12 protein-coding genes and 2 tRNA genes are annotated in these 12,375 nt (G+C 68.8%); 5 read left to right on the top strand and 9 right to left on the bottom strand.

Annotated features, from left to right (window positions below; all coding sequences use genetic code 11):
• Nucleotides 1-166: 166 nt before the first annotated feature.
• Nucleotides 167-1,570, top strand: a complete 1,404-nt coding sequence (locus P2P98_RS12875) for a hemolysin family protein (protein WP_275800305.1) — start codon at nucleotides 167-169, stop codon at nucleotides 1,568-1,570.
• On the top strand, nucleotides 1,567-2,589 hold the full coding sequence (locus P2P98_RS12870) for a CNNM domain-containing protein (RefSeq protein ID WP_275800303.1): 1,023 nt from the start codon (nucleotides 1,567-1,569) through the stop codon (nucleotides 2,587-2,589). Before P2P98_RS12875 ends, P2P98_RS12870 begins: the two co-directional genes overlap by 4 nt.
• 21 nt (nucleotides 2,590-2,610) lie before the next feature.
• On the opposite strand, the gene P2P98_RS12865 is transcribed toward P2P98_RS12870, so the two are convergent.
• Together P2P98_RS12865 and P2P98_RS12860 are read right to left on the bottom strand one after the other, a co-directional pair.
• Nucleotides 2,611-3,567, bottom strand: a complete 957-nt coding sequence (locus P2P98_RS12865) for an isoprenylcysteine carboxylmethyltransferase family protein (protein WP_275800302.1) — start codon at nucleotides 3,565-3,567, stop codon at nucleotides 2,611-2,613.
• A gap of 29 nt (nucleotides 3,568-3,596) precedes the next feature.
• Entirely contained in the window at nucleotides 3,597-4,547 is a 951-nt protein-coding gene (locus P2P98_RS12860; protein ID WP_275800301.1) for a LysR family transcriptional regulator, read from the bottom strand.
• A 103-nt stretch (nucleotides 4,548-4,650) separates the two neighbouring features.
• On the opposite strand from P2P98_RS12860, the gene P2P98_RS12855 reads away from it, so the two are divergent.
• Together P2P98_RS12855 and P2P98_RS12850 are read left to right on the top strand one after the other, a co-directional pair.
• Complete coding sequence (locus tag P2P98_RS12855; RefSeq protein WP_275800299.1) at nucleotides 4,651-5,631, top strand: putative oxygenase MesX; 981 nt, start codon at nucleotides 4,651-4,653, stop codon at nucleotides 5,629-5,631.
• A complete protein-coding gene (locus tag P2P98_RS12850; RefSeq protein WP_275800297.1) occupies nucleotides 5,628-6,671 on the top strand; it encodes a methionine synthase in 1,044 nt (347 codons plus the stop codon). The genes P2P98_RS12855 and P2P98_RS12850 overlap by 4 nt, the downstream gene beginning before the upstream one ends.
• Before the next feature lie 125 nt (nucleotides 6,672-6,796).
• Here P2P98_RS12850 and P2P98_RS12845 read toward each other — a convergent pair.
• Together P2P98_RS12845 and P2P98_RS12840 are read right to left on the bottom strand one after the other, a co-directional pair.
• Nucleotides 6,797-6,870, bottom strand: a tRNA-Ile gene (locus tag P2P98_RS12845).
• A 106-nt stretch (nucleotides 6,871-6,976) separates the two neighbouring features.
• Nucleotides 6,977-7,939 (bottom strand): DMT family transporter, encoded by a 963-nt coding sequence (locus P2P98_RS12840; protein ID WP_275800295.1) that lies wholly within the window; start codon nucleotides 7,937-7,939, stop codon nucleotides 6,977-6,979.
• 41 nt (nucleotides 7,940-7,980) lie between these two features.
• On the opposite strand from P2P98_RS12840, the gene def reads away from it, so the two are divergent.
• A complete protein-coding gene (gene def / locus P2P98_RS12835) occupies nucleotides 7,981-8,547 on the top strand; it encodes a peptide deformylase (RefSeq protein WP_081317250.1) in 567 nt (188 codons plus the stop codon).
• Nucleotides 8,548-8,577: 30 nt separating this feature from the next.
• On the opposite strand, the gene P2P98_RS12830 is transcribed toward def, so the two are convergent.
• The 5 genes from P2P98_RS12830 to P2P98_RS12810 form a co-directional block, all read right to left on the bottom strand.
• Nucleotides 8,578-9,882 carry a glutathionylspermidine synthase family protein gene (locus tag P2P98_RS12830; RefSeq protein WP_275800294.1) on the bottom strand — a complete coding sequence of 435 codons (1,305 nt, stop codon included), beginning with the start codon at nucleotides 9,880-9,882 and terminating at the stop codon, nucleotides 8,578-8,580.
• The gene (locus P2P98_RS12825; RefSeq protein WP_058595611.1) at nucleotides 9,882-10,256 is read right to left on the bottom strand and encodes a hypothetical protein; all 375 of its coding nucleotides are present in this window, start codon (nucleotides 10,254-10,256) and stop codon (nucleotides 9,882-9,884) included. The genes P2P98_RS12830 and P2P98_RS12825 overlap by 1 nt, the downstream gene beginning before the upstream one ends.
• Before the next feature lie 70 nt (nucleotides 10,257-10,326).
• Nucleotides 10,327-11,265: a glutaminase A gene (gene glsA / locus P2P98_RS12820; RefSeq protein ID WP_275800292.1), complete on the bottom strand. Its 939-nt coding sequence runs from the start codon at nucleotides 11,263-11,265 to the stop codon at nucleotides 10,327-10,329.
• 130 nt (nucleotides 11,266-11,395) lie between these two features.
• Nucleotides 11,396-11,468 (bottom strand) — tRNA-Asn (locus P2P98_RS12815).
• 62 nt (nucleotides 11,469-11,530) lie between these two features.
• The gene (locus P2P98_RS12810) at nucleotides 11,531-12,304 is read right to left on the bottom strand and encodes an ATP-binding cassette domain-containing protein (protein ID WP_275800291.1); all 774 of its coding nucleotides are present in this window, start codon (nucleotides 12,302-12,304) and stop codon (nucleotides 11,531-11,533) included.
• Nucleotides 12,305-12,375 lie beyond the last annotated feature (71 nt).

Here is a 12,375-nt window from a genome sequence, read left to right as displayed (position 1 = left end):
TTACGCGGTCAATCCCCAGCCGGGCGTGTCGTCGCCTCGATACAGTTGAGGACGATCTTCGATCAACCGACCCACGAGAGAGAAACCCCGTGAGCCATCACCGAACCTCCCCCGACCAGGAGGGCCGATCTTCGAGCCCCCTTGTTTCGAGAGGGGGTGAAATCTGATGCTGGCTGCGGTCCTGACTCTTCTACTGGGCGTCATCGTGACTCTGGCGATCATCGTCGCCTGCGGCTTCTTCGTCGCGCAGGAGTTCGCGTACATGTCGGTCGACCGTTCGCGCATGGCGGCGCTGGCGGAGAAGGGCGACGCGCAGGCCAAGCGCGTGCTCGCCATCACGAAGCGCACGTCGTTCATGCTCTCCGGCGCGCAGTTGGGCATCACGGTGACCGGTCTGTTGATCGGTTACGTCGCCGAACCGCTGATCGGTGTATCACTGGGCACGCTGCTCGGCGGCGTGGGTATCGATCCGGCCGTCTCGATCCTCATCGGCACCGTCGGTGCCCTGCTGCTCGCCACCGTCGTGACGATGATCTTCGGCGAGCTCTATCCGAAGAACCTCGCGATCGCGAGCCCCGAGCCGTTGGCGCGTGCCCTCGCCGTCCCGACGCGCATCTACCTCCTGCTGTTCGGCTGGCTCATCACCGTCTTCGACGTCGCGGCCAACGCGCTCCTGCGCCTGCTGCGCATCGAGCCTCTCGAGGACGTCGACGAGAGCGCCACCGCTCGCGACCTCGAGGCGATCATCGAGGAGTCCCGGCAGAGCGGCGACCTCCCCGACGATCTGTCGATCATCATCGACCGCATCCTCGACTTCCCTCAGCGTGACGTCGAGCACGCCATGATCCCGCGCTCGCAGATCGACTCGGTGGCCCCCGAGACGACGGTCGGCGAGGTGCGCGCCCTCATGGCATCCGGTCACACGCGTTATCCGGTGATCGGTGACGAGGACTCCCCCGTCGGTGTGGTCGAGCTGATCGACCTGCTACGCGAGCAGCCGGCGGACGACGCTCTCGTGTCGACGGTCATGCGGCCCGCCGTCGTCCTCCCGACCTCGATGATGCTGCCGGTCGCCCTGGACCGCATGCGCAAGACCCGCAACGAGCTCGCGTGCGTGGTCGACGAGTACGGCAACTTCGACGGCATCCTGACGATCGAAGACCTCACCGAAGAGGTGATCGGCGAGCTCTCCGACGAGCACGACGTCGAGACCTCCGAGGTCGCTGTCGTGGGCGACGACGCGTGGACCGTTCCGGGTGATCTGCACCTCGACGAGCTCGAGCGCGTGATCGGCTTCGACCTGGCCGAGACGGACGCCGAGACGGCTGCGGGTCTGGTCATTGAGACCCACGGCGACCTCCCCGCGATCGGCGCGGTGGTGCGCGTCGACCTTCCCGAGAAGCCCTCCGAGACGGTTCAGGGTCTCGACATCGAGCGCTGGCTGACCGTGGAGGTCGTCGAGGTCGACCGGCACGTGCCCTCGCAGCTCGCGGTGCGCCTGCACGAGGTGGACCGGGATGCCGAGCCCGCCGACGACGCCCCGACCGTCGATGAGGAGGTGGCCCGATGAACGGCTGGATGGTCGCCCTCATCACGACGCTCCTCATCGTCGCGAGTGCGTTCTTCGTGATCGTGGAGTTCGCCCTGCTCGCTGCGCGTCGCCACCGTCTGGAGGAGGAGGCGGCCACCAGCGCCTCCGCTCGAGCCGCACTCCGAGGCGTCAACGAACTCACCGTCATGCTCGCGTTCGCGCAGCTCGGAATCACCGCGTGCACGTTCCTCCTCGGCGCGATCACGAAACCCGCGATCGATTACGCCCTCGCCCCGGTGTTCGAGGCGTGGGGTCTTCCCTACGTGCTCGCCGACATCATCGCGTTCATGCTGGCGCTCATCGTCGTCACGTTCCTCCACCTCGTGATCGGCGAGATGGCCCCGAAGTCGTGGGCGATCGCGCACCCCGAGACCGCGGCCAAGGCCACCGGCATCCTGGCCCGTGCCCTGACCTGGCCGCTGCGCCCGTTCCTGCTGTGGATCAACCACATCGCCAACCGCCTGGTGAAGGCGTCCGGTGTGGAGCCGGTCGACAAGGCCGCCGCGGGCGGCCAGGATGCCGACACGATCCGTGAGCTCGTCGCGCATTCGCGTCAGGCCGGCACGCTCGAGGAGCAGTACTCGGAGCCGATCGCGCAGGCGATCGCCCTCGGCACCCTGACGGTGGGCGACATCGTCCGCACGGATCGCTCCCCCACGAGCGTGCCGACGGATGCCACGGTCGCCGACATCCAGACCGTCGCCGCCTCGTCGACGCACTTGCGCATCCTCGTCGGTGCGGGAGCGTCGTCGCGCGTCGCGCACGTGCGGGACACCCTGACCGTCGACCCCGCGACCCCGGCGCTCGACATTGCGCGAGAGCCGCTCGTGCTGGAGCCGGAGGCCTCGGCGTACGATGCCCTGGCGCGGATGCGCCGTGGGCGGGTGCAGCTGGCCACGGTCGTGGACGGCGACCGGCTCGTGGGGGTCGTCACGCTCGACGACCTCTTGCGCGAGATCCTGCCGGGGCCCGGCGAACTCGTCGACGTCACGCGGTGATCGTTCGCGGAGGCCCCGCTCTCACGCCGGTGGGAGCGGGGCCTCCGTCGTGTTCCGGCGACGACCGGGAACCCAGCAGCGCACTTCGTCGCGGTAACGGCGGTAGTCGTCACCGAAGCTGGCCTCGAGGTCGGCCTCTTCGTGAGGACGGATGGCGTAGTTCCAGACAAGGGACCCCGCCAGTGCGTAGACCACGACGAGCCACGACTGCAGGATGAGCCCGACACCGACGCCCTGAGCGATGCCCGCCAGTGCCATCGGATTGCGCACCCACCGGTAGGGGCCGGCGATCACGAGACGATTCGGCATCGCGGACGGCAGCGGTGTTCCGTCGCCCTTCACCGTGATCGCGGCGGCCGACGCGAGGCCGAGAGCGCTGGCGGCGAGTGCCACTCCCGCGCCGATCAGCGTCACCCACGCGGGCACGGGGGCTGCGAGACCCCACCGCTTCTCGAGGAGCTGGATCGCGAGGGGGAACACGACGAGGAACAGCCCCCAGAACACGACGATCTGAGCGGTCGTGGCGACGACGTGGGCGATCGGCGTCCGGCGCGGGCGCGCTCGGCGGAAGGCGAAGGGTCCGATGAGCAGCCAGTTCGTGGGAACGCGGCCGAGCCAGAGCAGGGCCAGGGCGAGCACCGAGCACGTGGCGGCGGCGACCATCGCGACCACTCCCCACCCGGCCAGACCCGTGACGGTGGCGTAGACGGCGAGGGCCGCGGTGACGAGCAGCGTCCACGCGGTCGCGACGAGAGCGACGATGCGGCCCGCGCGCCCGGGGAGGACCGCGAGAGCGGATGCCACGACGAACAGGGGGACGTCGAGCATCGCGACGAGCGCGGGGTCGAGGTCGCCCAGGGTCGCGGTGCGCACGAGGGGAACGGCGAAGACGCAGACCCACCATGCCGCGCCGGCGAGCGCCTGCGCGGCGAAGTACAGCCGGCCGATCGGGACCGAGTGCGAAGCGGTGATGTGCATCTCGACCGAGCGTACTGTCGTGGTGCGCGCTACGAGGCGGGATCGGCGAGGGCGACCCCCGCCTCGGCGACGACGGTCCGGACTTCGGCGAGGTAACGCTGCGCCTGCTCGGTGAGCGGGATGGCGGTGCGGCCGATCCAGCCGATCTCAATCTCCTCGTCGACGTCGAGCGGCACCGCGACGATCTCGGGATCGAGGTCGTCGCTGATGATGCCCGTCGAGATCGTGTACCCGTCGAGGCCGATCATGAGGTTGAAGATCGTGGCGCGGTCGGAGACGCGGATCTCCTGCGCGCTCGAGAGCGTCGAGAGGATCTCCTCGGCGAAGTAGAACGAATTGTTCGCGCCCTGGTCGAAGGTCAGCCGCGGCAGCGAGACGAGATCGTCGAGGGTGGCCCGTTTCCGCGAGGCGAGGGGGTTCCGCCGTGAGACGAAGATGTGCGGGTCGGCGACGAAGAGAGGGTGGAAGGCCAACCCCGAGTCGCGCAGCAGCTTGTCGATGACGTTGCGGTTGAAGTCGTTGCGGAACAGGATGCCGACCTCGCTGCGCAGCGTCCGGACGTCTTCGATGATGTCCCACGTGCGGGTTTCTCGCAGCGAGAACTCGTACTCGGCGGCATCCGTCGCTCGCACCATCCGCACGAAGGCGTCGACGACGAAGGAGTAGTGCTGCGCCGAGACGCCGAGGAGGCGCCGCGACGGCGGGCGTCCCAGGTAGCGCTGTTCGAGCAACTCGGCCTGCTCGACGACCTGTCGGGCGTACCCCAGGAACTCGACTCCGTCGTTGGTCAGCGTGACTCCGCGGGCCGAGCGCACCAGGAGCTCGCGCCCCACGCGGCTCTCGAGGTCGCGCATCGCGGCCGACATCGTCGGCTGCGCGACGTAGAGCAGATCGGCCGCCGCACTGATCGACCCTTCGGCGGCGACCTCGATGAAGTACTGGAGCTGCTGCAGCGTGATGCCGCTCGGGCGACGGGCCATAGCTTGAGGCTATACCAACGCATAGTTGCGTGGAATTACCCGATGCCTGATCAGCGAGAGCACCATGAGGGAGCGGCATCCGACCCCTTCTGATTGGCACGTCATGACGAACGACATCACGTTCAGCATCACCACCACCCGTTTCGACGAGGACTACGCCCCGGCGGAGAACTCGCGCGTCACGACCAACTTCGCGAACCTCGCTCGCGGCGAGGGTCGCCGACAGAACCTCCGAAACGCCCTGTCGATGATGGATCGCCGACTCAACGAGCTGCTGTCCGCCGACGCCCGGTATCGCGTCGAGCTCGACATCGTGTCGGTGCAACTCGCGTTCGCCGACGGTGCGGACGACGAGGAGTTCCCCGTCATCGAGGTGCTCGACGTCCACATCGTCGATACGGAGACCGGCGAGCGCCACCAGGGCATCGTCGGCAACAACTTCTCGTCGTACCTGCGCGACTACGACTTCAGCGTGGTCCTTCCGGCCGCCAAGGCGGCTGCGGGCACGTTCACGGTGCCCGACGATTTCGGCGACCTGCACGGCAAGCTCTTCCGGCACTTCCTCGACTCCTCGGTGTATCGCGACCGGTTCTCGTCCTCGCCGGTGATCTGCATCAGCGTGTCGACGAGCCGTACGTATCACCGCACCGGCGTCGTGCACCCCGTGCTCGGCGTCGAGTACGAGCAGGACGCGTTCTCGCTCACCGACGAGTACTTCGCGAAGATGGGCCTGCGGGTGCGGTACTTCATGCCGCGCGGCAGTGTCGCTCCGCTCGCGTTCTACTTCCGCGGTGACCTCCTCGCGGACTACACCGACCTGCAGTTGGCGGGCACGATTGCCACGATGGAGACGTTCCAGAAGATCTACCGACCCGAGATCTACAACGCCATCACCCCCGCCGGCGAGGAATACCGCCCGACCCTCGACCAGCCCGACTTCGTGCGCACCGACATCGACTACGACCGCGAGGAGCGCAGCCAGCTCGCCGTGGTGCAGGGACGCTACGCCGAGGAGCATTTCGTGAAGCCGCACCGCGCCGCTCTCGACGCGTGGGCTGCGAACTTCGGGGCGGTGCTGCGATGACCTCGGCTCTTCTTCCCACTGCTCTCGTCGGCAGCCTCCCCAAGCCCGCGTGGCTCGCGCGGCCTGAAGTTCTCTGGGCGCCGTGGGAGCTCGAGGGCGCCGAGCTCGTCGAGGGGAAGCACGACGCCCTCCGCGCCGCCGTCCACGAGCAGGAGCGCCGCGGCATCGACATCATCAGCGACGGCGAGCAGACGCGCCAGCACTTCGTGACGACGTTCATCGAGCACCTCGACGGCGTCGATTTCGAGAACCGCGAGACCGTCCGCATCCGGAATCGTTACGACGCGAGCGTTCCGACAGTCGTCGGAGCGGTCAGTCGGCGTCAGCCGGTGTTCGTTCAGGATGCCGCTTTCCTCCGCGCTCAGACCGACCGCCCGATCAAGTGGGCCCTTCCCGGACCCATGACGATGATCGACACGCTCTCCGACCGCCACTACCGCAGTCGCGAGAAGCTCGCGTGGGAGTTTGCGACGATCCTCAACCAGGAGGCGCGTGAGCTCGAAGCGGCAGGGGTCGACATCATCCAGTTCGACGAGCCGGCGTTCAACGTGTTCTTCGACGAGATGAAGGACTGGGGCGTCGCGGCCCTCGAGCGCGCCGCCGAGGGGCTTCGCGCCGAGACCGTCGTGCACATCTGCTACGGCTACGGCATCAAGGCGAACAACGACTGGAAGGCGACGCTCGGCTCCGAGTGGCGCCAGTACGAGGAGTCGTTCCCCCTCCTGCAGCGATCCACGATCGACGCTGTCTCGCTCGAGAGCCACCACTCCCACGTGCCGATCGACCTCATCGAGCTCATCCGCGGCAAGAAGGTCATGCTCGGCGCGATCGACGTCTCGACCGAATCGATCGAGACGCCCGGAGAGGTCGCCGAGACGCTGCGTCGCGCCCTGCAGTTCGTCGACGCCGACAAGCTCATCCCCTCGACCAACTGCGGCATGGCTCCCCTGCCGCGCCGCGTGGCGCTCGAGAAGATGAGCGCGCTGTCGGCGGGCGCCGCGATCGTCCGCGATGAGGTGTCTGCGCCGGTGCTGGTCTGACGCGCGACGCGGGGTGACGGCGGGAGGGCCGGGGACGAGAGGCGGAGGGATGCCGGGTCCCCGGCCCTCCGCTCGTCCCCGGCCCTCCGTGCGTCACGCCGACGGGCCCGGGTGAGGCAAATGGGTAGGGCGGGTGGGACTTGAACCCACGATCGTCGGGTTATGAGCCCGCTGCCTTGACCAGCTTGGCCACCGCCCCCAGCGACGACGAGCCTACCGGCATCCGTTGTTCCTCGCCGACGGTCGACGCGGCTCGCCGCCGAAACTCCCGTCGACCGGCTATCGACGCGAAAGGTCCCGCCGAGTCAGTGGACGCGCGGCTGCTTGGGCTTGCCGTCGGCGGTCACCTGCGGGTGATGCTTGGTCAGCTGGATCACACCCCAGGTGGCGATCGCGCCGGCGATGACGAAACCGATGAGCGCCCACGCGGGGGCCGTCGAGGCCTCGCCGAGCACGAGCAGGCCGATGAGCACGGCCACGATCGGGTCGATCACGGTGAGTCCCGCGATCACGAGGTCGGGCGGGCCGACCGAGTACGCCGTCTGCACGAAGTACGCGCCCACGGCGACAGCGGCGAGCAACGCCACCAGGCACAGCAGGGTCAGCCACTCGAAGTCGCCGGCCTGCGCGCGGCTGATGACGACCTTCGCGAGGGTGGCGACGAAGCCGTAGATGACGCCGGCGGCCATGATGTAGAACAGCGCCTGGGCCTTGCGGCGGACGAGGATCCAGAACACCCCGAAGACGACGACGACCACGGCCAGGATGCCGAGGATGATCAGTAGCTCGCGCTCGGTGACCACGTGCTCGGTGGCGAAGAACGCCGCGATCGTGACGAAGACGAGAATGCCGCCGACACACAGCGCGATCGCGACGAGCGACTGACGCGTCGGCTTGTGCCGTGACACCCGAGCGTTCAGCACCGTCGTGATGACGAGTGCGATCGCCCCGAGCGGCTGCACGAGGATCAGCGGCGCGACCGAGAGGGCCGCGAGCTGGCACACGATCGCGAGGCCGAGCATGACCGTGCCCGCCACCCACGACGGACGCGTGAGGAGCGAGGTCAGCTGCTTGCGAGAGAGTCCGCCGGTGGTCTTGCCCGAGAGGCGCTCGACCTTCTGCACCCCGCGGTGCTGGTACTGCGCCCCGAACGACATGAACACCGCCCCGAGAAGGGCGAGCGGGATGCCGAGGAGGATGCGGGGGTCGCGGAAGACACCGACGAGTTGGTCGATTCCGTCGCTGAGGGAGACATCGAGCGGGATCACCCTCCGACGATAGCCGCCGCCTCCGCGATTAGGCTGGTGACGTGGCCGTTCTCCCGATTCGCATCATGGGTGATCCCGTGCTGCACGCTCCCGCCGCCCGCGTCGACGAGATCACCGAAGAGGTGCGCACCCTCGTCGCCGATATGTTCGAGACGATGGATGCCGCCCCCGGCGTCGGTCTCGCCGCACCCCAGGTGGGAGTGGGACTGCGCATCTTCACGTACACGTACGAAGACGACGAGGGCCTGCCGTGGCGGGGCGTCGTCATCAACCCGGAGCTGTGGATCCGCCCGCTCGAACCCGGTTACCCCGATCCCGACGACGAGTCCGAGGGGTGCCTGTCGTTCCCGGGCGAGCGCTTCCCCCTCCGCCGCTCCGACGCGGCGCTGCTCACGGGCGTCGACCTCGACGGGCAGCCCGTCCGCATCGAGGTCACCGGTTGGCGTGCGCGCATCCTCCAGCACGAGTTCGATCACCTCGACGGCATCCTGTACGTCGATCGCCTCGACGACGAGGACAGCCGGGTGGTCGCGAAGATCGCGAAGAAGCGCAAGTGGGGTAAGCCTGGTGCGTCGTGGATGCCGGGAGTCGACGACATCGACGCGTGAGCATCGACGCGTGTGGGGCCCCGCGAGAGCTCAGCTCTCGATGATGTTCGGCGCGAAGCGGCAGAAGTAGTCGGTGATCGGCCCGTCGGATTCGCGGATGCCGACCCCGAACGCCTCGTCGCTCACGACCCACGACCCGAGCACGGGGTGGTTGCTCCCGTTCGACCCGGGGAAGTCGGGCAGCTCGTGGTACTGCTGCCAGACACGCTCGCGTCCCGTTCCTTCGCGGCGGTACTCCTGACCGTTCGTGGTCACGCTCCCGTCGGCGCGGTGGACCCGGATGCCGTCGCCCTCGCGGCCGAAGACGGGTTTGACGACGTAGTCGGTCATGCCGTTCGGTCCGTCAGCGTACGCCGGCAGCAGGTTCGGGTGGTCGGGGTAGAGGCGCCACAGCGCGACGAGCAGCAGCTTGTTCGAGAGGAACATCTTCCACGCGGGCTCGAACCAGCGTCCGAACAGGCCGCGACCGGCGATGAGCAGCGACCCGAACTCCTGGTCGCCGACGACCCGGTCGTCGCCTGAGACCACGTCCTCCCAGGGGTAGAGCTTGAAGAGGTTGCGGATCACCGGGTACTGCGTACCCGGAGCGTCGCCGGGCAGTGCGTTGACGCTGCGCGACGAGCCCCACGGTTCCGGCACGCCCACGAACTGGCGCGCGCCGTGGTGCCAGCCGATGTCCTTCATCTCGATGCCGGTGTGCTCCCAGCCCGCCTCGCCCGCGAGGTCGCGCATGTAGGCGACGGTGTCCCAGTCCTCGCCGTAGATGTCGGCATCCGAGTGCGCGACGAACAGGCGCCCGCCCTCGCCCTCGCGGAGCGATCGGTGCAGAAGAACGCGCCAACGCTCGACGAGCGCTTCGTGCAGCCCGTTCCACTGGTCGGTGTCGGCGGGGAGCGCGCCGCTCTTGATCCGGTCCTGCAGCCAGAACCACTGCGTCAGCGACGCTTCGATCAGCCCGGTGGGGGTGTCGGCGTTGTACTCGAGCATCTTCGCCGGGGAACCGTCGCCGGCGTACGCGAGGTCGAACCGCGCGTACACGTCGGGCTCGTCCTGCTCGAGCGACCACTGCGCGAACTCGAACGCCTGAGGGGTGAGTCCGAGGTGGCCGAGTTCTCCGGATGCCATGTACCGGGCGGCCTCGCGGCTAATGCGGTGCAGCTCTTCGGTCTGCTTCTCGAGCGCTTCGACCTCGGGAAGCGTGAACACGTACGCCGCGCCATCGTTCCAGTACTCGACCGCAGACCCGTCGTCGCGCAGCGATCGCGAGTAGATGAGACCGGACTGCTTGATGGTCCGCTCCCAGTCCGGCCGGGGCGCCAGTTCGATGCGGCGCATCAGCCGCCGTGGCTTCCGTCGGATCCCGAGCCGCCGAAGCCACCGCGGGAGACGCTGGCGCCGTCGCCGGAGATGCCCTTCGCGGCGGTCTTGCCCGACGGCAGCGCGTCGGTGCCTCCCGTCGCGGGCTGTCCGACGGCGGGCACGTTCCGCCCGCTGGAGCCCAGCGGCAGGTAGTACCAGTGGGCCGTTCCGCCGTGGTTGTTGCAGTCGTCGTCGGGGAGGCGTTTCTCGGTCGCGTTGTCGCGGCAGATCTGCGCGTAGTCCTCCGAGACGTTGGTGCCCTGACCGCACCCGGTGAGAGATGCGGCGAGGGCCGCGACGACCCCGATCGTCACGCTGCGAGAGGCGCGGCGGCGTGCGGTGGGTGGCATCGGAACTCCTTCGTGGACGCCACGGAGCCGCGTCCTCGCCGATGCTCTCACACCCGCGACGACCCGAGGGTCAGCCGTGGCGGGTTGCGAAGGAGTGCAGGTCGAGTTCTTCACTGAGCACCTCGCTCGCGCGGTGTCCGCGCACGCTCGTGCCCTGAGCGTCGAGGGGCGGGCTGACGACGGCCGCACCGAGGCGGCCGGGTGCCGACAGGACGATCGCCCCCGACACGCTGGACTTCGCCGGGATGCCGACGGCTCGCATCCATCGACCGGAACCGTCGTAGACACCGCACGTCGCCATCACCGAGACGACGTCGCGTGCGACGCGCTCCGGGATCACCCGGTCGCCGGTGCACGGATTGACGCCGCCGAGCGCCAGGGTTGCTCCCATGATCGCGAGGGTCTCGGCATCCACGAGCGTCGCGCAGGCGCGGGCGTAGACCGCGACGGCGTCGTCGGCGGACACGGCGAGGGTGCCCTCCGCTCGCATGAGGTGCGCGAGGGCGTGATTGCGATCGCCGAGGAGGTGTTCATTGTGCGCGATCGCTTCGTCCACGTCGAGGTCGCGGCCCGCGAAGGCCGCGAGTCCGCGCGCGATGCGGGCACTGCGCTCCTCGGCGTCCCCGCCGTCCACGAGCGACGCTGTCAGCAGGGCGCCCGCGTTCACCATCGGGTTCGGGGGTCGGCCCGTTCCGCTTTCGAGTTTGATCGCGTCGAAGGACTCCCCCGTCGGCTCGATCCCGACCCGGTCGAGGGCGTCGCCGTCGGTGTCCCGCAGCGCCAGGGCGAAGAGGAACGGCTTCACCGCCGATTGGATGCTGAACGGCACGTCGGCGTCTCGACTGCGTCGCACGGTGCCGTCCGGAAGGGCGAGGGCGAGCGCGCAGAGGTCGGGATCGGCCTCCGCGAGCTGGGGAATGCTGTCATCCACCTCTCCCCCGCGCTCGTCGAGCAGCCTTTCGCGCAGGGAGTCGAGGTCGTAGCGGGCGGGGTCGAGTGCGGGGGTCACTCCCCCAGCCTCGCAGGCATCCCCGCCCCGCGGGTCGCGTGTGAGCCGCGACGTGCGGACAAAAGGTAAGGCCCGGGGTGGAAGCCCGGGCCTAGGGTGAGAGCCACGCTAGATGGGCGTGGGTCTCTCGCTCCCCGGCTTGGACTCGAACCAAGAACCTATCGGTTAACAGCCGATTGCTCTGCCAATTGAGCTACCGAGGATCATGCTCGCCTTGCGGCGGGCAACCACACGATACTAACAGCACCGCGGGGTAGTCGAAAAATCAGGCCGTCGAAACGCGTCGGTCGGGCGCGCCGCCCGGGGTCCACTGCAGTTCGTCCGAGCCATGACCGAGAGCGACGGCGTGCCCGCCGTGCAGCACCAGAACGTCGGCATCGAGGTCGGTGGGCGCATCGGCATCGTTCGTCACGACGAGCGACGCCATGCCGCGCTCGTCGCGTCGGCGCACGATCGACGCGCGAGCGGCCGCGCGCACTTCGACGTCGAGGTTGGCGTAGAGGTCGTCGGCCACGAAGAGGCGCGGCTCGAGCACGAACGCCCGGGCGAGGGCCACCCGCTGACGCATGCCCGCGCTGAGCTCGTAGGGATACTTCGGTGCGGTGCCGAGCGGGAGCTCCATCTCGTCGAGGAGCGTCGCGACGCGCACAGCGAGCGCGCGGCTATTGACGCGGCGGTCGCGGCTCGTGATGGGCTCGGCGATGACGTCCTGCACCGTCAAGCGCGAGGGCAACGACGCGCCGGCTCCTTGCGGCAGGTAGCCCGTGTGGAACGTCCACTCGCGGTGCGCGCGACCCGGACGCCGGGCCGAGATGCCGTGGACGTACGCCTCCCCCCCGACGACGCTGAGCCCTTCGTCGGGGCGGCCCGCGAGCATCGACACCAGGGAGGTCTTGCCGGATCCCGTCGCGCCTCTCACGACGAGCGTCTGCGCGAAGGGCAGCTTCAGGGTGATGCCGTCGATCACCCGGGTGCCCCCACGGGCAAGCGAGAGATCGTCGGCGCGGATGGCGACGTCGGTGTCGAGGGTCCGGGGCATTCCCTCATCCTCCCTGAAGAGCCGCGCGGACGCATCGGGCTTCCCTCTCGACACGCCGGTGCGGTAGCGCG

Origin of the sequence: Microbacterium sp. Kw_RZR3, assembly GCF_029222405.1 — a bacterium.
Lineage (GTDB): Bacteria > Actinomycetota > Actinomycetes > Actinomycetales > Microbacteriaceae > Microbacterium.
This window is presented reverse-complemented; position numbering and strand designations above follow the sequence as displayed.